Origin of the sequence: Agreia sp. Leaf244 (genome assembly GCF_001422695.1) — a bacterium.
Taxonomy (GTDB): Bacteria; Actinomycetota; Actinomycetes; order Actinomycetales; family Microbacteriaceae; genus Agreia.
The window spans coordinates 80,565-104,294 of record NZ_LMLX01000006.1 but is presented as its reverse complement, the minus strand read 5'-3'; the positions used below and the strand labels follow the sequence as shown (position 1 = coordinate 104,294).

Genomic DNA, 23,730 nt, shown 5'->3' with positions numbered 1-23,730 from the left:
AGTCAGAGCCATCCGTATTCCTGCAGGGCGAGCCGTGCCTCGTCGCGCGCGGAGTAGGGGATCTTCTCGCCCCCGACTTCCTGGTAGTCCTCGTGGCCCGGTCCGGCGTGAAGAATCACATCGTGCTCGCCGGCAACCGAGAGAGCCTTGCGGAACGCGAGTCGAGGATCGGGAACCTCGTAGAGTTCGACGTCGTCTCGGGCCGCACGCGCGGCATCGAGGAGCACGGCCCTGATCGAGGCCGGGTCTTCGGTGCGCGGGTTGTAGTCGGTGATGACCACCACATCGGCGAGGCGCGCGGCGATCGAGGCCATGTCGACCCGTTTCGTCGTGTCTCTGTCGCCGTCGGCGCCGAACACCATGATCACCCGGCCATCCGTCACCCGCCGGAGCGCCTCGAGCGTGCTCTGGAAAGCATCCGGGCTGTGGCCGTAGTCGATGTACACCCGTGGGCCGGTGTCGGCCGACACCCGCTCGGCGCGACCGGGCACGAACGCGTCGATCCCGCCGTCTCGCTCGAGTACGTGCGCGATCGCCTCGAGGTCGTAGCCCGACTCGACGAGCATCACGATCGCCAGGGCGGCGTTCTCGGCCATGAAGCGGCCCAGGATCGGGATGCTCGTCGTGAGGGATCGGTGATCGGGGCCCTCGATGGTGAATCTCGTGACGTCGACGGTCTCCTCGAGGATCTCGACCTGCCAATCGGCCTCGATTCCCGGCCTCGTCGAGATGGTGGCCACGGGAATCCGCGACTCCTCGGCGAGGCGCGCCCCCCACTCGCCGTCGACCAGCACGACTCCCCTGCGGGCGCGATCGGGCTCGAACAGTTCGCGTTTGGCCTCGAAGTAGTCGTGCATGCTGCCGTAGTCGTCGAGGTGGTCGTGGGTGAGGTTCGTGAAGCCCACCACGTCGAAGACGATGCCGTCGATGCGGTGGCGGGTCAGCGCCTGGGCGGAGACCTCGATGATAACGGAGCGCACCTCCGCCTCGCGCATGCGGGCGAGCAGGGCGTGAACCTCGGTCGCCTCGGGGGTCGTCAGCGTGCTGGTGATGCGGAGGTCGCCGATGCCCCGTTCGGCCGTGGTGCTGAATCCGGCGACGATGCCGAGTTGACTCAGGATCGCGTCGAGGATGTAGGTGACACTCGTCTTGCCGTTCGTGCCCGTGACCCCGAACAGGGTGGGCGGATCGTCGAGCGTGCGATAGATCCACGCGGAGACCGCTCCGAGAGCTTCGCGCGGCTGCGGTGTGACGATCACCGGCAGACCGCTGTCTTCAGCGAGCACCGCCCCCTCGGGGTCGGTGAGCACAGCGACGGCTCCCCCCTCGGCTGCGGCTCTGGCAAAGGACGCGCCGTGCACGTTCCGGCCGGGAAGGCCCACGTAGAGATCGCCGGGGACGATGTCGTTCGACGTCAGGCTGATGCCGGTGACGGAGTCGGGCGAGAACTCCCCCCGCTGCTCGAGGCCGAAGTCGACCACGAGCTGGGAGAGCGATCGTGCGATCGGGTGTTCCGGGCGCAATCCCTGCGAAACCCGATCCGGCACAGATGACTCCTTCATTCAGTAAGTGGTGGGCAGCTCGGGCGCGGGAACCGTGGACGGCTGCACCCGATAGGTCTTCAGCACCTGTGACAGCACCTTCTGGAAGACCGGCGCTGCCGCCAGTCCAGATGTAATGGTAACGGGCTTCCTGATGGTGACCGAAACGACGTACTGCGGGTCGTCCGACGGCGCCATGCCCGCCATGGAGGTCAGATACGCGCCGCCGTAGGCTCCGGAACCGTCGCTCATCTCGGCCGTTCCGGTCTTGGCGGAGACCCGGTAGCCGGGGATCTTGATCGCATCGGCGGCGTAGCCCGTCGTCGCGACGGACTCCATCATGTGCACGGTGTCCTGGGCCGCCTGGGCGGAGATGACCTGCTCTCCGGTCGATGCCGCCGGAGCGTCGGTGACCGTTCCGTCTGCGTGTCGGCATCCCTCGAAGAGCTGCACGGGCATTCGCACGCCGTTGTTCGCGATCGCCTGGTATGCGCTGGCCATCTGCACCGCGGTCACCGTGAGGCCCTGGCCGAAGGTGGTGTTGTAGATGGTCTGGTCGTCGAGCTGCGTCGGTCCGCTCACATCGCCGGGCAGGATGTCGCCGCTATCCTCTCCGACGAACCCCACCTCCGTCTTCTGCCCCAGGTGGAACTTGTTCATGTAGTCCCATCGCTGATCGACGGACATGTTGTTGCTCAGCATCGAGATGCCGGTGTTGGACGACTGCTCGATGACCCCGGTGAGGGTCCAGGGCATCGGTGCGTGGTAGAACGAATCGTGGATGACGGCGTCGCCGGATGTGTACTCGTATGGCGCGAGCACCTGGCTGTCGGGCGTCGCGGCTCCCGCATCGATGAGGGATGCGGCGGTGATCGACTTGAAGGTCGACCCTGGCTCGAACGGGTCGCTGAACACCTTGGCGCCGCGATACTCGGGGTCGGTCGCGTCGATGTTGTTGGGGTCGACCGTGGGGTATTCCGCGGCGGTGAGGATCTTGCCGGTCTTCGCCTCGGTGACGACGACGGTGCCGGACTCGGCGCCGACCTCGGTCACCCGCTGGGCCAGCGCCTCCTGGGCGAAGTACTGGAGGTCGCTGTTGATCGTGAGCTGAACGTCTCCGCCGTCGACGGCGTCCGTGACGGTCACCGTCGATCCGGGGATCGCCACCCCGTCCTCTCCGGTCTCCGTCACCTCGGTGCCGTCGGATCCTGCGAGGCACTTGTCCTGCGTCAGCTCCGTGCCGGCGAGGGCGGTCCCGTCTTCGCCGACGAAGCCGACCAGGTTGCCGGCGACGCTGCCGTCGGGGTAGGAGCGGGACTGGTCTGCCTTGTAGTACAGCCACGGGATGTCGAGGGCCCGGATGGCGTTGTAGGTGGCCACGTCGACGGACTTCGAGATGAGCGCGTAGCGCGACGAGGGATCCGCGGAGAGGATGGCCGTGATGGCGGCAGGATCGAGCCCCATCGCCGTGGCCAGCTCACCGATCGCCTGGTCGGCCGTGACGGTCACCTCACCGGAGCCGTCGGCCGCGGGCCGTTCGAACTCGTCGACAGCGGACGGGTCGGCCTCGATGGCGTAGCGGAGGATGCTGGTGGCCAGCACGACGCCGTTCGCGTCGAGGATGTCGCCCCGCGTGCCCAGAGTGACAGCGCTGTCGGAGCGGCTGGCGAGCGATGCCGCGTTCAGCCCCTCCGCCTGCACGACCTGGATGTCGACGAGCCGGACGACGAACACAGAGACCACGGCCACGATGAGGAGCACCGCGATGGCGACGCGCCCTCGGGTTGTTCTGGTGGTCGTCGAGGTCACATGCGGCCTTTCATTCGGCTGGTGAGCGGGTCACCTGTCGGTCAGTGCGTCTGAGGAGAGGGAAGCGCACCCTGCCACGGTACTGTCGGGTCGGGCGCGGCGGCCTGAGGCGCGCTCGACGCATCGGGAACCGGTGCGGCGACGACCTGCTCGGGCTGCAGAAGCGAGTTGGGAACAAGAGCCTGGTTGGCCGAGATCGGCGCATTCGCGGCGGATGCCGGTGTGGGCGACCCCAGAACAGCGCCGTCGGAGAGTCGGAGGTAGACCGTGTTGCCGTTGGAGACCATACCGAGCGCCTGAGCGTTCTGCACGAGGTTCTGCGGCGACGAGAAGGCGGTGAGCTGCTCTGTGAGGGCCTGGTTCGTTCTGGCCAGATCCTTCTGCTCCGACTGCAGGGAGGAGATCTGGTACGCGCCGTCCGACAGGCCGATGCTCAGCAGGAGCTGGGCGAGCGCGATGATGGCGATACCGCCGATGGCGACGGCCGCATAGACGATTCGAGGCCGTTGGCGCGGTCGTGCCACGCGCTCGGGTGCAGGCGAGAGCCACCGGCGCCGTGGCTCCCCCGCGGGCGCCGGCGCACCGAGCCGCTCGATGGGGACGGTGGCCAGGTTGGTCATGATGCACTCCTGATGCGCTCTGCGGCTCGGAAACGGACAGGGGTGGCGCGGGGATTCTCGGCCTTCTCCTCGTCGGTCGCCAGTTCGGCGCCGCGAACGAGCAGGGAGAGCTCGGGTTTGTGCTGGGGCAGTTCGACGGGCAGTCCGGGAGGAGCCGTCGACACGGTCAGTGCCTGGAGGGCGCGTTTGACGATGCGGTCTTCGAGCGACTGGTACGACATCACGACGATGCGACCCCCGACGCGAAGCGCGTCGATGGCTGCGGGGATCGCGCGTTCGAGCACGCTCAGTTCCTGGTTCACCTCGATGCGGAGCGCCTGGAACACCCGCTTGGCCGGATGTCCGGCGCGAGAGAGAGCGGCGGGCGTCGCCTGCTGCAGGAGGTCGACGAGATCGGCGGAACGGACGAGGGGCTGCTCGGCGCGCCTCTGCACGATGCGACGGGCGTATCGGTCGGCCAGTTTCTCTTCGCCGTAGTCGCGGAAGATGCGCCTGAGGTCGGACTCGGAGTACTCGGCGAGGATCATCTCGGCGGTCACGGGCGCGTCCTGATCCATGCGCATGTCGAGCGGCGCGTCTTTCGAGTAGGCGAATCCGCGCTCGGCGCGATCGAGCTGCATGCTCGAGACACCGAGGTCGAACAGCACGCCGTCGACCGACGGGATGTCGAGGCTTTGCAGAGCCTCACCGATCTCGTCGTACACGCAGTGCACGAGGTGAACGCGATCCCCGAACGGCTTCAGACGCCCCTCGGCGAGGGCGAGGGCCTGGAGGTCGCGGTCGAGCCCGACCAGAGTCAGTTCCGGAAAGCGGGTGAGGAAGGCCTCGGCGTGTCCGCCGAGCCCCAGGGTCGTGTCGACGAGAACGGCTCCCGGCCGTTCAAGAGCAGGCCCGAGCACGCTGATGCAACGCTCGAGCATGACGGGGGTGTGGATTCGTGTGACGTCGTCCATGGTGTATCGACCCGTTCGTTCTGCCTGATCCCCATCCATTCCGACCTGGCACCGGGGAAGTGTGCCAGGGCGAGGAACGGGTGGGAGTCACGCGGAACGACTAGAAGAGGCCGGGAATCACCTCCTCGTCGGTCTCGGAGAACGCGGCCTCCTGGGCGGCCAGGTAGGTGTTCCAGGCTTCGGCGTCCCAGATCTCGGCCCGTGAGCCGGCGCCGATGACGACGAGCTCGCGCTCGAGGCCCGCGTAGCTGCGCAGGTGCGCCGGAATGCTGACGCGGTTCTGCTTGTCGGGGACCGATGCGTCGGCCCCGGAGAGGAAGACGCGCATGTAGTCGCGGGCCTGCTTGCTCGTCACGGGTGCCTGGCGGATCTTGTTGTGCAGTTCTTCGAACTCGGCAGAGCTGAAGACGTAGACGCAGTGCTCCTGCCCGCGGGTCAGCACGACGCCGCCCTCGAGTTCGTCGCGGAACTTCGCCGGAAGGATGATGCGACCTTTGTCGTCGAGTTTGGGAGCGTACGTGCCAAGGAACATCGTCCTTTCTCCCCCTCGAAGCCGGCCTGGTGTTGGGTGTTCCTCCACGTTACTCCACTTCGCACCACCAAACAATGGTTCTGGCGCGTTATGCCGACTCTTTTATTCCCCGACAGGCGAAGTTGCGCGGATTTTTTTGGTGGAGGGAAATGGAGGAGTTTTTGCCGAAAGGGGTAAAAACCGCGCCGGAGACGCCAAAAAAGGGGCCGACCCGAAGGTCGGCCCCTGAAGTGGAGGTGGGTGGAGGAGGGTGGGCGCTCGGCCTACTCCTCGCGATCCTGGCGCTTGTCCCAGCGCTCGTTGAGTCGGTCCATGAGGTTGGCCTTGGATGCGGCGCCGCTCGGCGATGATGCGGTTCGCGGCCCGGACACCGGTCGGCCGACCGCCGTCTTGGAGGGACGGAGTGCCAGAAGGACGCCGGCGAACATGGCGACGAAGCCGAGCAGACCGACGATCAGGAGGTGGGTGATCACGCCGACGATCACGACGACGAGCCCGACGACAGCGAGGAGGATGCCGAGAACGAGGGCGCCGTAATTCAGCTTGCCCCTGCCGGCATTGACCGCCGACACGAAATCGGCATCGTTGTGATAGAGACTGCGCTCCATCTCATCTAGAAGCTTCTGCTCCTGCTCGGAAAGCGGCATCCTAATTCACCTCAGGCTCGGTCACACGCGTCGTACTTGAAGCGATTGTAGTGCGCTGCATCTGGCTAGGCTAGGCGCGTGACACAAACCCCGCACCTGGTCAGCCAGGTCGACACCGAAATCGCCGAATTTCTCGCGTCTCGTGATCCTATTCTCGCTGCTATCGCAGACGATGCGGCCGTGTTCGCGAATTTCTCCCGGTATCTTCTCAGCGGCGGCAAGCGCTTCAGGGCCCGGTTCTGCATCGCAGGGTGGCAGGCGACCTCGACGGGCTCCGAACCGAATGAGGAGCGGGCCGTGCTCACGCTCTCCGCGGCGCTCGAGGTGTTCCATGCTGCGGCCCTCGTTCACGACGACATCATCGACAATTCAGACACCCGTCGGGGTATGCCCGCCTCGCACATCCGGTTCGCCTCTCTGCATTCGGAGGGCGGCTTCGCCGGCCAGGCGCACACCTTCGGCCGCGCAGGGGCGATACTCCACGGAGATCTGCTGCTGGGCTGGAGCGACGAACTCGTCGACTCGGCACTCGACCTGCTCGACGACAGGCAGCGCGCCCGGTCGACTCGGGGCGAATTCAACCGCATGCGCACCGAGGTCACCGTCGGCCAGTATCTCGACATCCTCGAGGAGAACGCCTGGCCGACCGTCCCCGAGTCGGAGACCCTCCGACGAGCTGAGCGGGTGATGACCTTCAAATCGGCGAAGTACAGCGTCGAGGCACCGCTTGCCCTCGGAGCTCTGGTGGCAGGAGCGTCAGCCGACCAGGTCGATTCGCTCCGCCGCTTCGGCCTGCCGCTCGGGCTCGCCTTCCAGCTGCGAGACGACGTGCTCGGCGTTTTCGGCGATGCGGCGGTCACGGGAAAGCCCACCGGAGACGATCTGCGCGAGGGAAAGCGCACCGTGCTGGTGGCCCTGGCGCGCCGGGGCATGCCGGAGAGCCAGCGAGCCGCCTTCGACCGTGCGCTCGGCGACCCAGGGCTCGACGACCACGCCATCGCCGACCTTCAGCGGCAGATCGAGTCCAGCGGCGCGCTCGAGAGCGCTGAGCGATCGATCGAGTCGTACACGGGCGACGCCATCCGGGCCCTTCGTTCCGCGGAACTGGAGCCGCGGGCCGTGGTCGAACTCGAGGAACTGGCGCGCCTGCTCACCGACCGGTCGGCCTGAGCAGCCCGACCGGCGTCGCGATCAGGCGAGCGCCTGCGCCACCCGGCGCACCTCGGCCTTGCGGCCGGCGAGGAGCGCGTCGATCGGCGCGACTCCGAGCGACTCCTCCTCCTCGAGCAGCCACTGCATCGATTCGTCGGGAGTGAACCCCGAGTCGAGGAGCACGATGATGGTTCCCTTGAGCTCCGGCAACGGTTCGCCGTCGCGCAAAAAGACATCGGGCACGACGAGCACCTTGTCGCGGCGGATGGCGAGCAGCGAATGCTCCTCGATCTGCTTGCGAACTCGACCGGGAGTGGAGCCGAACAATTCGGCCACGTCGGGGATGGTCAACCAGGTTCTTACGGGGGCGTTTTCACTCACGTTCCCAGCCTGCCATGACCGGGGCCGGACGCGGCACCCCGCTGTCGATATCGCATCGTTATCCGACGCGCGCAGTGGCGCTGCTTCAGACCGTTGACGGCCGCCGTCATCCGTGGAAATCTTGACGCGAGGATTGATCGAGAATTGCGAGGTGCACGGCCGCTATGACCAGGTCACCGAGCCGCGGCGGCCGTCCTGCGCGATCGGGCAGACCTCGTTCACTCCTCGCCCTCATAGCCGTGCCCTTCGTGCTCGGTGGACTGCTGGCATCCAAACTCGCCGCGGCGTCGAGCCGCCGGCGCGACAGGGCTCCCGCAGACGGAGCTCCCGCAGACAGGGCCGACGATCCCACCTACCGGGTGGAACTGGGCGACACGGTGAGCGAGATCGCCATCCGCCACGGGCTTCCCACGGCGCACGTGCTTGCCCAGAACGGCCTGAGCTGGAAGACGCCGATCTTCCCCGGGCAGCTGATCCGACTCGACCCGATTCCCGACGATCTCGAATGGCCGACCGCGGAGAAGGCCGATCGTCGGCGCGCCCCGTCGGAGTGATCGCACGATCGAACAGACGGGTCTGCATGTTCGCGGTGTCTATCCCGGCTTCCGCAGCCGACGCTCTCTAAACTTCACTCGTGACCACCGCGCCCTCTGACCCTATGATCGGACGTCTCATCGACGGTCGGTACCAGGTGCGGGCGCGTATCGCCCGGGGCGGCATGGCCACGGTCTACCTGGCGACCGACCTGCGGCTCGAACGCCGTGTGGCAATCAAGATCATGCACGGACACCTCGCCGACGAATCCAACTTCAAGGAGCGCTTCGTCCAGGAGGCGCGCTCGGCGGCACGACTGGCCCACCCCAACGTCGTCAACGTGTTCGACCAGGGCCAGGACTCCGACATGGCCTATCTCGTCATGGAGTACCTGCCGGGCATGACGCTGCGCGATCTGCTCAAAGACTATGGAACGCTCACCACCGAGCAGACCCTCGACATCATGGACGCGGTTCTCGGCGGCCTCGCCGCAGCTCACAAGGCCGGTATCGTGCACCGCGACCTGAAGCCCGAGAACGTGCTCCTTGCCGACGACGGCCGCATCAAGATCGGCGACTTCGGGCTATCGAGGGCGACGTCGGCCAACACGGCCACGGGTCAGGCACTGCTCGGCACCATCGCGTACCTCTCCCCCGAACTCCTCACGCGTGGCACGGCCGACGCCCGCAGCGACATCTACGCGGCCGGCATCATGATGTACGAGATGCTCACGGGGGCGCAGCCGTTCGTCGGCGATCAGCCCATGCAGATCGCATTCCAGCACGCCAACGACCAGGTGCCGAGACCGAGTGCCGTCAACCCGTCCGTTCCTCGCGACCTCGACGAGCTCGTGCTCTGGGCCACGGCCAAGAACCCCGTCGACCGGCCGACCGACGGCCGCGCCATGCTCGAACAGCTTCGACTCACCGAGCAGACCATGTCGGCCACCCAGGCGGCGACCACGGGCGTGCAGCGCACCGTGGTCATGCCCGCCGCGCTCAGCCCCGAGGTCGCGTCCGCCCAGACCCAGGCCTTCCGCAGCACGGGGCTCACCTCGGCGTTGACCGCCCCCACGCGAGCACCCCTTCCCCAGACGGCGCCGCCCGCGGCGACCCGCAGCGTCGCACCCTCCGCACCATCCGATCGACTGAAGGCCTCGGCCGCGGTGCGTCGCCGACGCGGATTCTGGATTGCAGGCATCATCGTCCTCCTTGTGGCCCTCGCGGGAGGCACCGGCTGGTACTTCGGCATCGGACCGGGCGCCCAGCTCACGATCCCCGAGGTCGCCGGGCAGGCTCCGGATGCCGCGCAGGCGGCACTCGAAGAGCTCGGCGTCGTGGTCACTCGGGCCGATCAGTCGAGCGTCACGGTGCCCGTCGGAACGGTCGTCGGAACCGACCCCACTTCCGGGGCGCACGTCGCGCGCGATTCGAACGTCACTCTGTTCGTGTCGACCGGCCCCGCGCAACTGGCGCTCCCGCAGCTGATCGGAGCCGACCAGGCGACGGCGCAGCAGGCCCTCGAACAGGCCAAATTCACCCTCGGCAGCACGTCTCAGGTGTTCTCGAGCGATACCGCCGCGGGAACCGTGCTCGACGCCTACGGCGCCGATGGCGCGAGCCTCGCCGTCGACGGGTCGACTGAAGGCGTGCTGTACGGCGAGGCGCAGCCCGTCTCGTTCCTCGTCTCCGCGGGCGCCATTCCCGACGTCTCGGGCCAGAGCGTCGACGAGGCGACCGCCACTCTGCAGGCCGTCGGCCTGTCGGCTGCGGCGGGCGAAGAGGTCTACAGCGATTCTGTCGAGGAGGGCCTGGTGATCCAGGCGATCGCCCCGGCCGACACTGTGCGGCCAGGTGACACGATGTCGTTGCAGGTCTCGCGGGGCCCCGAACCGGTCACCGTGCCGGATGTCGTCAAGCTGTCGTGGTCCGAGGCCAAACCCATCCTCGAAGCGGCCGGATTCGACCTCAGCTACCCCGCCGGCGCCGACATCGTACCCGGACTCGTGACGGTGACGGCCACCAACCCGGTCGCGGGAACGAGCGTGCCGCGCGGATCCAAGGTCACGGTCAGCGTCAGCTTCTGAGCCCATGCACCTCTGGGGCCGAGCACTTCTGAGGCCGAGCACTGCCGACCCCGAGCACTGCCGACCCCGAGCACTGCCGACCCCGCGCATCGAAAAAGCCCCGAACGCACGAGGCGGTCGGGGCTCTCTCGTCAGACGAGCGGCGCGTGTCAGGCCCGGCGCACTTCTCCGAGCTCCTCGGCCACCAGGAATGCCAGTTCGAGCGACTGCATGTGGTTGAGGCGCGGATCGCACAGCGACTCGTAGCGGGTCGCCAGATCGGCCTCGTCGATGTGCTCCGAGCCGCCCAGGCACTCCGTGACGTCGTCACCCGTGAGCTCCACGTGGATGCCGCCCGGGTGGGTGCCCGCGGCACGGTGAGCCTCGAAGAAGCCCTTGACCTCGTCGACGACGTCGTCGAAGCGACGCGTCTTGTATCCGGTGGGAGTCGTCAGGCCGTTGCCGTGCATGGGATCGGTGACCCACAGGGGCACCGCGTCGGCCGACTTGATCGTTTCGAGCAGGGGCGGCAGGGCGTCGCGGATCTTGCCCGCTCCCATGCGCGTGATGAAGGTGAGGCGTCCGGGCTCGCGGTTCGGGTCGAGCTTGTCGATGAGACGGAGCATGTCGTCGCCCGTCGTCGTCGGACCGAGCTTCACCCCGATAGGGTTGCGCACGCGGCTGAGGAAGTCGACGTGGGCGCCGTCGAGGTCGCGGGTGCGCTCGCCGATCCACAGGAAGTGGCTCGACGTGTTGTACGGGGTGCCCGTTCGTGAGTCGATGCGCGTCATGGGCCGCTCGTAGTCGAAGAGCAGCGCCTCGTGGCTCACGAAGAACTCGGTGCGCTTCAGCGCCTCGAAGTCCGCGCCGCACGCGATCATGAACTTGACGGCGCGGTCGATCTCCCGAGCCAGGTGTTCGTACCTGACGTTCGCCGGGTTCGACGTGAAGCCCTTGTTCCAGTCGTGCACCTGCCGGAGGTCGGCGAAGCCGCCCTGCGTGAAGGCACGGATGAGGTTGAGCGTCGACGCGGCCGTGTGGTAGCCCTGCACGAGGCGGCGAGGGTCGGCCTCGCGCGATTCGGGCGTGAAGTCGTAGCCGTTGACGATGTCGCCGCGGTATGCGGGCAGGGTGACGGAGCCGCGCGTCTCGGTGTCGCTCGACCTCGGCTTGGCGAACTGCCCGGCCATGCGCCCCATCTTGATGACGGGCATGGAGGCACCGTACGTGAGCACGACGGCCATCTGCAGCACGGTCTTGACCCGGTTGCGGATCTGCTCCGCGGTCGCACCGGAGAAGGTCTCGGCGCAGTCGCCTCCCTGGAGCAGGAACGCCTCTCCTCGTGCCGCGACGGCGAGCCGGTCGCGCAGGTTGTCGACCTCGCCAGCGAACACGAGGGGCGGCAGTCCGGCGATCTCCGATGACGCAGCCTCCACGGCCACGCTGTCGGGCCACGTCGGTTGCTGCTTCACCGGAAGCTCGCGCCAATAGTCCAAGCCGGCGATCACAGAGTCATCTGCTTGAACGACCAGTTCGGTTGGATCTACCACGTGCGGGTTCCGTATCTTTTTCTGTGTTCGGCGATCGCGAACCGAATACCCTTGTGGGCCGGTCGCGTCAACGGGCGACGCTCGCCCGTTTCTCCTTTACCGAAGTCGCGTAGACGTCTGCGTATTCCTGGCCCGAGAGCCGCTGCAGTTCGTACATGATCTCATCGGTGACGCTTCGGAGGATGAATCGGTCGGATTCCAATCCCTCGAACCTAGAGAAATCTAGCGGCTCGCCAATGATGACACCAACTCGCCTGATCTTAGGCACCTTCGTGCCGATGGCCATCACCTTGTGGGTGTCGATCATCGCCACGGGGATCACCGGCACGCCGGCTTCGAGGACCATGCGCGCGACACCGGTGCGACCCCGGTACATCTTGGCGTCGGGGCTGCGGGTGCCCTCGGGGTAGATGCCCAGCAGGTCGCCGCGGCCGAGCACGCCGAGGCCGGTGTTCAGCGAGGCCTCCGACGCCTTGCCGCCCGATCGATCGATCGGCAGCTGGCCCGTGGCGAGGAAGAAGCCCCGCACCAGCCATCCCTTGATTCCCTTGCCGGTGAAGTAGTCGCTCTTGGCCAGGAACGACACGCGCCGCGAGAGCACCAGCGGAAGAATCACGGAGTCGATGAACGACAGGTGGTTGCTCGCGAGGATGGCGCCGCCCGAGCGGGGCACGTTCTCGAGACCGCGAATCCAGGGGCGGAAGATCGTGAGCACGATCGGCCCGGCGATCAGGTTCTTCATGATCCAGTAGAACATCGTGTGCCTTCTCCTGCTCGCCCGGGTCAGATCTGCGCTGCGTACAGGCGCGCGAGGTCGGCGGCGCCGACGACCCCGGCGTCGTTGACGAGTTCGGCGATCCTGAACTCGGGCTCGGGGTGATATCCGCGGGCCGGCAGGTTGTCGAGGAACGACTGCCGGATGGGGTCGAGCAGCAGGTCGCCAGCCTGGGCGACTCCCCCGCCGATCACGAAGAGCTGGGGATCGAGGACCGCGGCGAGGCTGGCGCTCGCCTGTCCGATCCAGTGGCCGAGCTCGCGCAGTGCAGCCAGGGCGCCCGGATCTCCGGCCTGGATGAGATCGCTCACCTCGTGACCGGTGAGCACGCCGACGCGAGCCCGCGCGGCCGCCAGCCCGATGCCTATGCCGCCGGCATCCGCCAACTCGTTGGAATAGCGCAGCAGCGCCCGACCGGAGCCGTACTGCTCGATGCAGCCCCGTGCCCCGCAGCCGCAGGGAAGACCGTCGGGAACGACCCTCATGTGCCCGAGCTCGGCCGCGGCGCCGAAGCCGCCCCGGAACATGCGGTCGGCCGACACGATGGCTCCCCCGACTCCGGTGCCGATCGTGAGCATACACATGTCGCTGACGAGCCGACCCGCCCCGTAGCGGAACTCGGCCCAGCCCGCCGCATTGGCGTCGTTCTCGATGATGACGCGGTAGGGCACGCGGCGCTCGAGCTTCTCGCGGAAGGGCTCGTTGCGATAGCTGATGTTCGGCGCGTAGTACACGGTCGACTGCGCGGCATCGATGAATCCTGCAGCGGCCACACCGACGGCGGCGACGTCGTAGCCCTCGGCGAGTTCCGTGATCATCGCGACGACAGAGTCCTCAATGTTCTGGATGTCGACGGCCTGGGTGGGCCGTCGGTCGAATCGCACGATCTGCCCGAGGTCGTCGACCAGCGCTCCGGCGATCTTGGTTCCGCCGATGTCGATGCCGATGGCGTGCATGAAACCCGTGTCCTTCCACGTCGCCGGCCGGGTGAGGCAAGGACGTCGCTTGCGATGCGCCTTCCGACAAAGGATCGAATGCGCCAAGTAGAGTGTAGTTATCCGTCGCCATCGAGCACCATTTGGCCGGATCATCGGCCCACCCGCCGACGAGCACATTGACCTGTTGACAAAGGAGTTGACGTGGAAGAATTCTCTGTACCCGCCGTTGTGAAGGCTGACCCCGACGCGAACGTCACCGATCTGTTGCTCGCGCGGGCCGCTGCCACCCCCGATGCGCCCCTGTTCGCGCTTCCCGACGGCGACGAGGCCTGGAGCGAGATCACCGCCGCGGAGTTCCTGCACCGCGTGCGCGCGACCGCGAAGGGTCTCATCGCCCTGGGCATCGAGCCGGGCGACAAGATCGGCTTCATGTGCAAGACGCGCTACGAGTGGACGGTGGTCGACTTCGCGACCTGGTTCGCGGGCGCCATCCTCGTTCCCATCTACGAGACCTCCTCGCCCAGCCAGGTGCAGTGGAACCTCAGCGATTCCGGCGCCGTCGCCGTCATCCTCGAGACCGCCGACCATTTCGCGAAGTTCGACGAGGTGCACCCCGACCTCCCTGCGATCGAACAGGTGTGGCAGATCGATCTCGGCGACCTCGACAAGATCGTCGCGGCGGGAGCCGCCGTCAGTGACGAGACTCTCGAGGCGGCTCGCTCACGCGCCGTCGGAAGCGACCTGGCCACGCTCATCTACACGTCGGGGACCACGGGGCGGCCGAAGGGCTGCATGCTCACGCACTCCAACTTCGTCGAGCTGAGCCGCAACGCCGGAGTCGCGATGAAGGAGATGCTCGAGCCCGGCGCATCCACCCTGCTGTTCATCACGACCGCGCACATCTTCGCCCGGTTCATCTCCGTGCTCTGCGTGCACGCCGGCGTCAAGGTGGGCCACCAGCCCGACACGAAGAAGCTGCTGGTCTCCCTCGGCAGCTTCCGTCCGACGTTCCTGCTCGCGGTGCCCCGTGTGTTCGAGAAGGTCTACAACTCCTCGGAGCAGAAGGCGGAGACAGGCGGAAAGGGTGCGATCTTCCGCAAGGCGGCCGCCGCCGCCATCGAGCACTCCGTCGCCCTGGACGCTGGAAAGGTGCCCCTCGGCCTGCGACTGCGGTTCGCGCTCTTCGACCGCCTCGTGCTGTCGAAGATCCGGCACGCGATGGGCGGCCGCGTGCAGTACGCCGTCTCGGGATCCGCCCCGCTCGGCCACCGCCTCGGGCACTTCTACAGGAGCCTCGGCATCAAGATCCTCGAAGGCTACGGACTCACGGAGACCACCGCGCCCGCCACGGTCAACCTCGTGTCGAAGTTCAAGATCGGCACCGTGGGGCCGGCCCTGCCCGGCGTCGGCGTGCGCATCGCGGACGACGGCGAGATCCAGGTCACGGGCATCAACGTGTTCGCCGGCTACTGGAACAACGAGGCAGCCACCCGGGAGGCGATGGACGGCTCCTGGTTCAGGACCGGCGACATCGGGGCATTCGACTCCGACGGCTTCCTCACGATCACGGGCCGCAAGAAGGAGATCATCGTCACCGCGGCGGGCAAGAACGTCGCCCCGGCCATTCTCGAGGACCCGATCAGGGCGAATCCCCTCGTCGGCCAGGTCATCGTCGTCGGCGACCAGAAGCCCTTCATCTCCGCACTGATCACCCTCGACCCCGAGATGCTGCCCGTCTGGCTGGCCAACAATGGGCAGCCCGCACAGCTCACGCTCGCCGAGGCAGCCCAGAACCCCGCCGTACTGGCGGAGATTCAGCGGGCGGTCGACGAGGCCAACAGCACGGTCTCGAGGGCCGAGTCCATCCGCAAGTTCGTGGTGCTGAGCAACGATCTAACCGAGGACTCCGGCCACTTGACGCCCAAGCTCACGATCAAGCGGCACGTGATCATGAAGGACTTCGCCCCCGACGTGGAGCGCATCTACCAGGCGGCTCCGGCCACGGAGGGCCAGTCGCTCATCCTCTGAGACGACGGAGTCAGAACCAGTCGGACTCGCGCACCTGCTTCATGGCCTCGCGCCGAGCGGGCTTGTCGAGGCGATCGAGGTAGAGCAGGCCGTCGAGGTGGTCGGTCTCGTGCTGCAGCGCCTGCGCCATGACGCCCGTTCCCGAGACTTCGATCTCGGTGCCGTCGAGGTCGATGCCCGTCGCCCGTGCGAACGGATAGCGCATGGTGGGGAACCAGAGTCCGGGAACCGAGAGGCATCCCTCGTCGACGAGCTCCGGCTCGCCCGACAGCTCGACGATCACGGGGTTGAGGATGTAGCCGATGCGACCGTCGACGTTGTAGCTGAAGGCGCGCAGGTTGACGCCGATCTGCGACGCGGCCACTCCCGCCCGTCCGGGCAGTCTGACGCTGTCGAGCAGGTCCTCGACGAGTCCGCGGATGCGATCGTCGATGACGCCGACGGGCTCGGACACGGTCTTCAGCACGGGGTCGCCGAACAGGCGGATCTCTCTGACGCTCACTGGGCGGCCACCACGACGAGCAGGTCTCCTGCTTCGACCTGCTGGGTCGAGGGGATGGCGACGCGCCCCACCCTTCCGGCGATCGGCGACGTGATGGCCGCCTCCATCTTCATGGCCTCGATCGTGGCGACCGACTCCCCCGCCGCGACGATCGAGCCCTCGCTCACCTTGAGGGTGACGACCCCCGAGAAGGGCGCGGCGATCTGACCGGGCTTCGAGGCATCGGCCTTCTCCGCCGACTTCGTGTCGACGGTGATGCTGCGATCGCGTACGAACACCGGGCGCAACTGGCCGTTCAGGATCGTCATGACCGTGCGCATCCCCTTGTCGTCGGCCGTGCCGATGGCTTCGAGCCCGACGTAGAGCTTCACGCCCTTGTCGATCTCGACCACGTTCTCGACGCCCTGGCGCAGACCGTAGAGGTAGTCGACCGTGTCGACCACGGACAGGTCGCCGTACTGTTCGCGCACCTGCTCGAAGGTCTTCGTCGGACCGGCGAACAGCAGCCTGTTCAGCGTCGACCTGATGGCCGCGCTGTCGTCGCCCGAGAGGGTGTCGACGTCGGCCTCGTCGAGCGGGGTGACCCCGATGTCGACGTGACGGCCGGCCAGCACCTTGGTGCGGAACGGCTCCGGCCATCCGCCCGGCAGCTCGCCGAGTTCGCCGGCCATGAACCCGATCACCGAGTCGGGGATGTCGTAGTTCTGAGGATTCTCCTCGAAGTCCTTCGGATCGGCCTTCACCGCAGCGAGGTGGAGAGCGAGGTCGCCCACGACCTTCGACGACGGCGTCACCTTGGGCACCCGTCCGAGGATCTTGTTCGCCGCGGCGTAGAGATCCTCGATGCGCTCGAAGTCGTTCGCGAGGCCCAGGGCGATGGCCTGCTGGCGCAGGTTGGAGAGCTGGCCTCCGGGGATCTCGTGGCTGTAGACGCGGCCCGTGGGGCCCGCCAGGCCCGACTCGAACGGGCGGTAGACCGTGCGCACGGCCTCCCAGTACGGCTCGAGGTCGAGCACGGACTGCAGGGAGATGCCGGTGTCGCGGTCGGTGTGCGCGAGCGCGGCGACGAGACTGGATGCCGACGGCTGGCTGGTCGTGCCGGCCATCGGTGCGCTCGCCACGTCGACCGCGTCGGCCCCCGCGCGGCTCGCGGCCAACAGGGTCGCGAGCTGGCCACCCGGGGTGTCGTGCGTGTGCACGTGCACGGGCAGGTCGAAGTTCTCGCGGAAGGCTGTGACCAGCCTCTCGGCCGCGGCGGGACGGAGCAGGCCGGCCATGTCCTTGATCGCGAGCACGTGGGCCCCCGAGGCGACGATCTGCTCCGCCAGCCTCAGGTAGTAGTCGAGCGTGTAGAGGTTCTCGGCCGGGTCGAGCAGGTCGCCCGTGTAGCAGACGGCGACCTCGGCCAGTGCGTGCCCCGTCTCGAGCACCGACTCGATGGCGGGGCGCATCTGATCGACATCGTTGAGCGCGTCGAAGATGCGGAAGATGTCGACGCCGGTCTTGGCCGCCTCACGCACGAACGCGTCGGTCACCTCGGTCGGGTAGGGCGTGTAGCCCACCGTGTTGCGACCGCGCAGCAGCATCTGGAGGTTGATGTTCGGAACGGCCTCGCGCAGCGACGCGAGCCGCTCCCACGGGTCCTCACCGAGGAAGCGCAGCGCCACGTCGTAGGTCGCCCCTCCCCAGGCCTCGACCGACAGCAGCTCCGGCGTCATGCGTGCCACGTAGGGTGCGACCGCGAGCAGGTCGCGGGTGCGCACGCGGGTGGCCAGCAGAGACTGGTGCGCGTCGCGGAACGTGGTCTCGGTCACGGCGAGGGCCGTCTGCTGGCGCAGGGCACTCGCGAATCCCTGGGGACCCAGCTCGAGCAGACGCTGCCTCGACCCTGCCGGCGCGGGAGCGTCGAGGTCGATCGCGGGCAGCTTGTCGAGCGGGTTCACGCTCGACAGGCGAGCGCCGTTCGGCTGGTTGACGGTGACGTCGGCCAGCCAGTTGAGGATCTTCGTTCCGCGGTCTTTCGACACGTGGCCGCGGAGCAGTTCGGGTCGCTCGTCGATGAACGAGGTGCTCAGGTCGCCCGCTTCGAAGCTGGGATCTTCGAGCACGGCCTGCAGGAACGGGATGTTCGTCGCGACTCCGCGGATGCGGAACTCGGCGAGGGCCCGCTTCGATCGGCGGACAGCGGCCGAGAAGTCCCGGCCCCGGCAGGTGAGCTTCGCGAGCATCGAGTCGAAGTGAGGGCTGATCTGCGCGCCCGGGTTGATCGTTCCGCCGTCGAGCCGGATGCCGGCGCCTCCCGGTGACCGGTAGGTGGTGATCTTGCCGGTGTCGGGCCGGAAGCCCGCCGTGGGGTCCTCCGTGGTGATGCGGCACTGCAGTGCTGCTCCGCGCAGAACGATCCGGTCCTGCGACAGGCCCATCTCGGCGAGGCTGACTCCGGCGGCGATCAGCATCTGCGACTGCACGAGGTCGACATCGGTCACCTCTTCTGTGACCGTGTGCTCGACCTGGATGCGGGGGTTCATCTCGATGAAGACGTGCTCGCCCGCACGCTCTCCGACCGTGTCGACGAGGAACTCGACGGTTCCGGCGTTCACGTAGCCGATCGACCGTGCGAACGCGATTGCGTCGCGGTGCAGCGCCTCGCGCAGCTCGTCGCTGATGTTGGGTGCCGGCGCGATCTCGATGACCTTCTGGTTTCGACGCTGCACCGAGCAGTCCCGCTCGAACAGGTGCAGGGTCTCGCCCGTCGAGTCCGCAAGGATCTGCACCTCGATGTGCCGGGGACGGAGGACCGCCTGCTCGAGGAACATGGTGGAGTCGCCGAACGCGCTGTCGGCCTCTCTCATCGCCGCCTCGAGCGCCTCGCGCAGCTCTGAACGCGACGCGACCCGGCGCATGCCTCGTCCGCCGCCGCCGGCTACTGCCTTGGCGAAGAGGGGGAATCCCACGTCGTCGGCGCCGGCGAGAAGCACGTCGAGATCGCGGGATGCGGGAGTGGAGCGGAGAACCGGCACGCCTGCCGCGATCGCATGCTCCTTGGCCGTGACCTTGTTGCCCGCCATCTCGAGCACGTGGGAACCCGGTCCGATGAACGTGATACCCGCTTCGCGGGCCGCCTCGGCCAGTTCGGGGTTCTCGGAGAGGAAGCCGTAGCCGGGGTAGATCGCGTCGGCGCCGCTCTCGAGTGCGACACGGATGATCTCGCCCACGTCGAGGTAGGCGCGCACCGGATGGCCGACCTCGCCGATCTGGTAGGCCTCGTCGGCTTTGAGCCGATGCATGCTGTTTCGGTCTTCGTAGGGAAAGACTGCGACCGTCTTCGCACCGAGTTCATACGCCGCGCGGAATGCCCTGATGGCGATCTCCCCACGGTTGGCGACGAGAATCTTGGAGAACATGGGGGCCTTTCACAAATACGTGCGCATACAGCGCACGGTTAGGTTGTCTCAGCCTAGTAAAGGTAACGTGGTGTCCGTGCATGTACTCAGCGTCAGCTCCCTCAAGGGAGGAGTGGGAAAGACCACGGTGACGCTCGGGCTCGCCTCGGCCGCTTTTGCCAAGGGCCTGCGAACGCTCGTCGTCGATCTCGATCCTCAATCCGATGTGTCCACCGGTATGGACATCCGTGTCGCCGGACACCTCAACGTGGCCGATGTTCTGGCCAGCCCGAAAGAGAAAGTCGTTCGCGCGGCTATCGCTCCCAGTGGCTGGACCAAGGACCGCGGCGGCAAGATCGATGTGCTGATCGGCAGCCCGTCCGCCCTCAATTTCGACGGGCCGCACCCCAGCATCCGTGACATCTGGAAGCTGGAGGAGGCGCTCGCCACGGTCGAGGCCGACTATGACCTCGTTCTCATCGACTGCGCCCCCTCGCTCAACGCACTGACGCGCACAGCCTGGGCCGCCAGCGACCGCGTCAGCGTCGTCACCGAGCCCGGCCTCTTCTCCGTCGCCGCCGCAGACCGCGCGCTTCGTGCGATCGAGGAGATCCGTCGCGGTCTCAGCCCGCGCCTGCAGCCCCTGGGAATCATCGTCAACCGCGTGCGCTCGCAGTCGCTCGAGCACCAGTTCCGCATCAAGGAGCTGCGCGACATGTTCGGCCCCCTCGTTCTGAGCCCGCAGCTGCCCGAGCGCACCTCGCTGCAGCAGGCGCAGGGCGCTGCGAAGCCGCTTCACGTCTGGCCCGGAGAGGGTGCGCAAGAGATGGCGCGCAACTTCGACCTGCTGCTGGAGCGCGTGATGCGCACGGGCAGACTCGGCGAGTACGCCGACGCAAAGAGCGTCCGCGGCTAGAGACCGGCCCTTCGACAGGCTCAGTGAACGGACTCCGTTCGCTGAGCCCGTCGTTCGCTGAGCCTGTCGAAGCGCAGCCCGTCGAACCGAGCGCGCGCCGCCTAGGAGATCTTGCGGTTGGCCCGTCGCGCCGCGAGCTCGTCCATGGGGTCGGGAACCGTCGAGTCGATCGACACCAGCGTCGTCTCGACCTCGCGCAGAACCTTGCCCACGGCGATGCCGAAGACGCCCTGGCCGCGGCTGACCAGGTCGATGACCTCATCGTTCGAGGTGCAGAGGTAGACGCTCGCCCCGTCGCTCATGAGCGTGGTCTGGGCCAGGTCGTTGATGCCCGCTTCGCGGAGCTGCTCGATCGCGGTGCGGATCTGCTGGAGCGAGATGCCGGTGTCGAGGAGACGCTTCACGAGCTTGAGCACGAGGATGTCGCGGAAGCCGTAGAGCCGCTGCGACCCCGATCCGGCGGCGCCGCGCACGGTCGGCTCGACGAGCCCGGTGCGCGCCCAGTAGTCGAGCTGGCGGTAGGTGATGCCTGCTGCACGGGCCGCAACGGCCCCGCGGTAGCCAGAGTCGGCATCGAGCTCTGCCATGCCGTCTGTGAAGAGGAGCCCGTCGAAGCGGGCGTCGTCGCTGCGCTTCGTGCCTGGACCGGCACCGGTCCCGATGTTCTCGCTCAAGAAACGCGCCTCTTCCAGAAAATTGTCGGCTGTGAAAAAGCCGGATATGTCTACTCAGTCCACGCTATCGAGGCGACCGGTCGGCGGCAATGACATCCGCACGAAGCGGTCGGCGTGTCGCACAGAATCGTGGCGGCGACGGATCATCGGCGGCACGGGTCGTCTTGTGCCCCAGTCTACGACGCCACGTGGTCAGGGAACGAGTCGCCCGAGCGCTGATCTGATGAGGCTCCCCCGCACGATCTCGAGCTGACCCGCGATCTCGACCGCGAGTTCGGCCGCACGCGCACGGGACGACGCGTCGTTGCGCCGGGAGACGGGGACGAGCGCACTCTCGATCAGACCGAGCTCGCGCTCTGCGGCGACCCGGAAGCCCCGGAGATGCCGAGGCTCGATGCCGCATCTCTGCAGTTCGACCAAGGCCTTGAGCACCGCCAGCGTGTCGTCGCCGAAGGTCTCGCCCGGCACGATGACAGAGGCCGACACGGCGTCTTGCAGCAGCATCGGAGTGGCACCGGCCTCACGGATGAGCTCGTCGCGGCTGAGTCTGCGGCCGCTGGGCAGCATCGACGGCCCGTGGTCGGCCGTCGATCCGGGCAGAAGGGGGCCGAGGCCGGCGTCGACGTCGTCGAGGTACGACTTGATGACGACGAGGGGCAGGTAGCGATCGCGCTGCATCGTGAGGATGAGGCGGAGTCGATCGAGGTCCTGCTGGCAGAACTTGCGGTACCCCGACTCCGTTCGAGCGGGCCGAACGAGCCCGCGCTCCTCGAGGAAGCGGAGCTTCGACGGGGTGAGATCGGGGAACTCGGGGGTCAATCGGGCCAGGACCTGGCCGATGCTCAACAGCTGGGGCGAAGCCTGGCCGCGGGCCGATGCGGGTGTCGCCGCCATCTACTCGCCGGCAGCGGTGGCGACGTCGAGCCGCGACGGGTAGAACGTGAGTCGGAACTTGCCGACCTGCACCTCCGCACCGTCGCTGAGGAGGGCCCTGTCGACCCGCACCCCGTCGAAGTAGGTGCCGTTGAGCGAACCGAGATCGGTCACCTCGAAAGCGGTGCCGTGTCGGGTGAAGGACGCGTGGCGTCGTGACACGGTGACGTCATCGAGGAAGATGTCGGCCTCCGGGTGACGACCGGCCACGGTGTTGTCGGAGTCGAGGAGGAACCGCGCGCCGTTGTTCGGTCCCCGGCGAACGATCAGCAGTGCGGAGCCCGACGGTAGTGCCGCGATCGCCTCGAGTTCTTCTGCCGTGACGCCGCCCTCGAGAGCCGCAAGCTGGGCTGCGAATTCTGCGGTGAAATGCAGGGTGGTGTCTGTCTCGTTGCGTGCGCGGTTCGCGGACTCGTGTGCGTTCGTGTCATCAGCCAAGTTCGTGACCTCCTAGAGCTTCAATCGTAGCCGATGCGGGTGGGCTCGCGAGCAGGGATTGCGCCGCACGGATCGTGCTCTGCGCGCATCCACAGCTCGCCGGGCGTCAGGCGGCCGTTCCCGCCGTGCCGTCGATGATGCCCCGTATCCAACGGGGCCCCCTGGGCGCGCACCCGAGCGCCTCGACGCGGTCGCGGAGCGCCGCATCCGCGGTCACGACGACCACGGCGGCACCGGAGTCGCGGTGCGCCCGTGCGATGTCGACGATCAGCTCGTCGCCCTCGCCCTCGGCTCGGTCGATCTCGAGCCCGGGCGACCGGATGCCGTCGGCGGCGGCACGGGACAGGTCGGGCTCCCGTGGGGGTCGGGCACCTCGCGCCTGACCCTCCAGCACAACGACGATCGAGGGCCAGCACCGGTCGACGTCGGCATCGAGAAGCGCTCCGGCGATCCCTGTCTCGGACACGGTGGCGAGCTCATCGAGGAGAACCGACGCTGCGGCCGCACGATCCTTCCACCACCCGTTCGGACGAGAGCCGACGACATTCGCCGCGTCGACGAGGACCACGATCGGATGCTCGACCACGGCCCGAAGAGCGGGCCAACGGGCCGCGAAGCCGGGGTGCAGGGGAAGCGATTCGACCTCGTCGAAGGGGATCCAGCGGAGCTCGACGCTTTCTGCGTCTCCGATCTGTGCTTCGAAGTGCCGCGTCGCGCGTACGCCGACCGTCGTGTAGCTCCAGATCCCGAGGTCGAGCACGCTCGTGAACTCGAGCACCACCGCGTCGGCGGGCACACCTGCCTCCTCCTCCGCCTCGCGGAGTGCGCCGCGCACCGCGGACTCCGTTTCGTGGCGAGCGCCTCCGGGAAGTCCCCACGTTCCGCCGAAATGGCTCCACTCGACCCGATGCTGCAGCAGAACGCCGCGGTCGTCGTGCACCAGCAGGCCGCCGGCGCCGAAGGTTCCCCAGAACTTCCGGCCGTCCGGCGCGGTCACCCAAGCGTCTCCGCTGCCGTGCGGACGGCGAGGCGGGCCCGCCGGGTCGAGCCCTGTCACAGCCTTGCGAAGCGGGGCACCGCGACGCCGTCGACGATCGCCTCGCCAAGGAACATCTCGAGAGGCCTCACCCAGAGGGAGCCGTCGGCCGATCGGTAGACAGCCAGCCTCTCCTCGGTCTCGCTGTGCCTCGCCTCGCCCACGAGGTCGTAGCGACCGCCTTTGAAGTGAACATACGGGCCGGGCTCCAAGGTGTCCATCACCCGATTCTGCCTCATCGGTCGACCGTGGGGCTCAGAGGAATCGGCGCGGGAATATTCATCAAGACAGTGACGTTCGATCGAATATAGATGCAAACGCAT

22 protein-coding genes are annotated in these 23,730 nt (G+C 67.4%); 5 read left to right on the top strand and 17 right to left on the bottom strand.

Translation table 11 applies throughout. From position 1 onward, the window contains the following. Window positions 1-2 precede the first annotated feature (2 nt). The 6 genes from ASF06_RS17365 to ASF06_RS17340 all read right to left on the bottom strand — a co-directional run bounded on the left by ASF06_RS17365 (window position 3) and on the right by ASF06_RS17340 (window position 6,102). The gene (locus ASF06_RS17365; protein ID WP_235501060.1) at window positions 3-1,547 is read right to left on the bottom strand and encodes a Mur ligase family protein; all 1,545 of its coding nucleotides are present in this window, start codon (window positions 1,545-1,547) and stop codon (window positions 3-5) included. A 15-nt stretch (window positions 1,548-1,562) separates the two neighbouring features. Then, window positions 1,563-3,350 carry a peptidoglycan D,D-transpeptidase FtsI family protein gene (locus ASF06_RS17360; protein ID WP_082501046.1) on the bottom strand — a complete coding sequence of 596 codons (1,788 nt, stop codon included), beginning with the start codon at window positions 3,348-3,350 and terminating at the stop codon, window positions 1,563-1,565. Window positions 3,351-3,391: 41 nt separating this feature from the next. After that, window positions 3,392-3,970 carry a hypothetical protein gene (locus ASF06_RS17355; protein ID WP_055950011.1) on the bottom strand — a complete coding sequence of 193 codons (579 nt, stop codon included), beginning with the start codon at window positions 3,968-3,970 and terminating at the stop codon, window positions 3,392-3,394. Then, a complete protein-coding gene (rsmH, locus tag ASF06_RS17350; protein ID WP_055950009.1) occupies window positions 3,967-4,923 on the bottom strand; it encodes a 16S rRNA (cytosine(1402)-N(4))-methyltransferase RsmH in 957 nt (318 codons plus the stop codon). Before rsmH ends, ASF06_RS17355 begins: the two co-directional genes overlap by 4 nt. Window positions 4,924-5,023: 100 nt before the next feature. Next, complete coding sequence (gene mraZ, locus ASF06_RS17345) at window positions 5,024-5,455, bottom strand: division/cell wall cluster transcriptional repressor MraZ (RefSeq protein WP_055928434.1); 432 nt, start codon at window positions 5,453-5,455, stop codon at window positions 5,024-5,026. Between the two features lie 263 nt (window positions 5,456-5,718). Then, the gene (locus ASF06_RS17340) at window positions 5,719-6,102 is read right to left on the bottom strand and encodes a DUF3040 domain-containing protein (protein ID WP_055950006.1); all 384 of its coding nucleotides are present in this window, start codon (window positions 6,100-6,102) and stop codon (window positions 5,719-5,721) included. Window positions 6,103-6,180: 78 nt separating this feature from the next. On the opposite strand from ASF06_RS17340, the gene ASF06_RS17335 reads away from it, so the two are divergent. Continuing rightward, window positions 6,181-7,272: a polyprenyl synthetase family protein gene (locus tag ASF06_RS17335; RefSeq protein WP_055950003.1), complete on the top strand. Its 1,092-nt coding sequence runs from the start codon at window positions 6,181-6,183 to the stop codon at window positions 7,270-7,272. A gap of 21 nt (window positions 7,273-7,293) precedes the next feature. On the opposite strand, the gene ASF06_RS17330 is transcribed toward ASF06_RS17335, so the two are convergent. Beyond that, the gene (locus ASF06_RS17330; protein WP_055950000.1) at window positions 7,294-7,635 is read right to left on the bottom strand and encodes an Rv2175c family DNA-binding protein; all 342 of its coding nucleotides are present in this window, start codon (window positions 7,633-7,635) and stop codon (window positions 7,294-7,296) included. Between the two features lie 164 nt (window positions 7,636-7,799). On the opposite strand from ASF06_RS17330, the gene ASF06_RS20150 reads away from it, so the two are divergent. Together ASF06_RS20150 and pknB are read left to right on the top strand one after the other, a co-directional pair. Next, window positions 7,800-8,189, top strand: coding sequence for a LysM peptidoglycan-binding domain-containing protein (locus ASF06_RS20150; protein ID WP_157439251.1), 390 nt, complete (start codon window positions 7,800-7,802; stop codon window positions 8,187-8,189). Between the two features lie 80 nt (window positions 8,190-8,269). Next, entirely contained in the window at window positions 8,270-10,255 is a 1,986-nt protein-coding gene (gene pknB / locus ASF06_RS17320) for a Stk1 family PASTA domain-containing Ser/Thr kinase (RefSeq protein WP_055949995.1), read from the top strand. A 149-nt stretch (window positions 10,256-10,404) separates the two neighbouring features. Here pknB and ASF06_RS17315 read toward each other — a convergent pair whose 3' ends face one another. The 3 genes from ASF06_RS17315 to ASF06_RS17305 form a co-directional block, all read right to left on the bottom strand. Further along, window positions 10,405-11,784: a class II 3-deoxy-7-phosphoheptulonate synthase gene (locus ASF06_RS17315; RefSeq protein WP_055949993.1), complete on the bottom strand. Its 1,380-nt coding sequence runs from the start codon at window positions 11,782-11,784 to the stop codon at window positions 10,405-10,407. A gap of 67 nt (window positions 11,785-11,851) precedes the next feature. Next, on the bottom strand, window positions 11,852-12,541 hold the full coding sequence (locus ASF06_RS17310; RefSeq protein WP_055928412.1) for a lysophospholipid acyltransferase family protein: 690 nt from the start codon (window positions 12,539-12,541) through the stop codon (window positions 11,852-11,854). A gap of 26 nt (window positions 12,542-12,567) precedes the next feature. Further along, on the bottom strand, window positions 12,568-13,515 hold the full coding sequence (locus ASF06_RS17305; RefSeq protein WP_055949988.1) for an ROK family glucokinase: 948 nt from the start codon (window positions 13,513-13,515) through the stop codon (window positions 12,568-12,570). A gap of 183 nt (window positions 13,516-13,698) precedes the next feature. Here ASF06_RS17305 and ASF06_RS17300 point away from each other — a divergent pair, with 183 nt between their 5' ends. Beyond that, on the top strand, window positions 13,699-15,525 hold the full coding sequence (locus tag ASF06_RS17300) for an AMP-dependent synthetase/ligase (protein WP_055949986.1): 1,827 nt from the start codon (window positions 13,699-13,701) through the stop codon (window positions 15,523-15,525). A 10-nt stretch (window positions 15,526-15,535) separates the two neighbouring features. Here ASF06_RS17300 and ASF06_RS17295 read toward each other — a convergent pair whose 3' ends face one another. Together ASF06_RS17295 and ASF06_RS17290 are read right to left on the bottom strand one after the other, a co-directional pair. Further along, window positions 15,536-16,027, bottom strand: a complete 492-nt coding sequence (locus ASF06_RS17295) for a peptide deformylase (protein ID WP_055949983.1) — start codon at window positions 16,025-16,027, stop codon at window positions 15,536-15,538. Next, entirely contained in the window at window positions 16,024-19,431 is a 3,408-nt protein-coding gene (locus ASF06_RS17290) for a pyruvate carboxylase (protein ID WP_055949981.1), read from the bottom strand. Before ASF06_RS17290 ends, ASF06_RS17295 begins: the two co-directional genes overlap by 4 nt. A 76-nt stretch (window positions 19,432-19,507) precedes the next feature. Here ASF06_RS17290 and ASF06_RS17285 point away from each other — a divergent pair, with 76 nt between their 5' ends. Continuing rightward, entirely contained in the window at window positions 19,508-20,326 is an 819-nt protein-coding gene (locus ASF06_RS17285) for a ParA family protein (RefSeq protein WP_055930647.1), read from the top strand. Between the two features lie 101 nt (window positions 20,327-20,427). Here the strand turns inward: ASF06_RS17285 and ASF06_RS17280 are convergent, their stop codons facing one another. The 5 genes from ASF06_RS17280 to ASF06_RS17260 all read right to left on the bottom strand — a co-directional run bounded on the left by ASF06_RS17280 (window position 20,428) and on the right by ASF06_RS17260 (window position 23,628). Continuing rightward, window positions 20,428-20,913: a MerR family transcriptional regulator gene (locus ASF06_RS17280; RefSeq protein WP_055930645.1), complete on the bottom strand. Its 486-nt coding sequence runs from the start codon at window positions 20,911-20,913 to the stop codon at window positions 20,428-20,430. 279 nt (window positions 20,914-21,192) lie between these two features. Then, window positions 21,193-21,894, bottom strand: a complete 702-nt coding sequence (ftsR, locus tag ASF06_RS17275) for a transcriptional regulator FtsR (RefSeq protein ID WP_055949977.1) — start codon at window positions 21,892-21,894, stop codon at window positions 21,193-21,195. Then, a complete protein-coding gene (locus ASF06_RS17270; protein WP_055949973.1) occupies window positions 21,895-22,371 on the bottom strand; it encodes an FHA domain-containing protein in 477 nt (158 codons plus the stop codon). It lies immediately after the preceding gene. Window positions 22,372-22,477: 106 nt separating this feature from the next. Beyond that, window positions 22,478-23,368 (bottom strand): NUDIX domain-containing protein, encoded by an 891-nt coding sequence (locus ASF06_RS17265; RefSeq protein WP_235501059.1) that lies wholly within the window; start codon window positions 23,366-23,368, stop codon window positions 22,478-22,480. Between the two features lie 56 nt (window positions 23,369-23,424). Further along, window positions 23,425-23,628, bottom strand: coding sequence for a DUF1653 domain-containing protein (locus ASF06_RS17260; RefSeq protein WP_200920408.1), 204 nt, complete (start codon window positions 23,626-23,628; stop codon window positions 23,425-23,427). Window positions 23,629-23,730: the final 102 nt, after the last annotated feature.

Coding starts and splice junctions, on each gene's coding strand:
- ASF06_RS17310 (WP_055928412.1), bottom strand. CDS start 12,541: ATGTTCTACTGGATCATGAAGAACCTGATCGCCGGGCCGATCGTGCTC.
- ASF06_RS17305 (WP_055949988.1), bottom strand. CDS start 13,515: ATGCACGCCATCGGCATCGACATCGGCGGAACCAAGATCGCCGGAGCG.
- ASF06_RS17280 (WP_055930645.1), bottom strand. CDS start 20,913: ATGGCAGAGCTCGATGCCGACTCTGGCTACCGCGGGGCCGTTGCGGCC.
- ASF06_RS17290 (WP_055949981.1), bottom strand. CDS start 19,431: ATGTTCTCCAAGATTCTCGTCGCCAACCGTGGGGAGATCGCCATCAGG.
- ASF06_RS17260 (WP_200920408.1), bottom strand. CDS start 23,628: ATGGACACCTTGGAGCCCGGCCCGTATGTTCACTTCAAAGGCGGTCGC.
- ASF06_RS17355 (WP_055950011.1), bottom strand. CDS start 3,970: ATGACCAACCTGGCCACCGTCCCCATCGAGCGGCTCGGTGCGCCGGCG.
- mraZ (WP_055928434.1), bottom strand. CDS start 5,455: ATGTTCCTTGGCACGTACGCTCCCAAACTCGACGACAAAGGTCGCATC.
- ASF06_RS20150 (WP_157439251.1), top strand. CDS start 7,800: ATGACCAGGTCACCGAGCCGCGGCGGCCGTCCTGCGCGATCGGGCAGA.
- ftsR (WP_055949977.1), bottom strand. CDS start 21,894: ATGGCGGCGACACCCGCATCGGCCCGCGGCCAGGCTTCGCCCCAGCTG.
- ASF06_RS17340 (WP_055950006.1), bottom strand. CDS start 6,102: ATGCCGCTTTCCGAGCAGGAGCAGAAGCTTCTAGATGAGATGGAGCGC.
- rsmH (WP_055950009.1), bottom strand. CDS start 4,923: ATGGACGACGTCACACGAATCCACACCCCCGTCATGCTCGAGCGTTGC.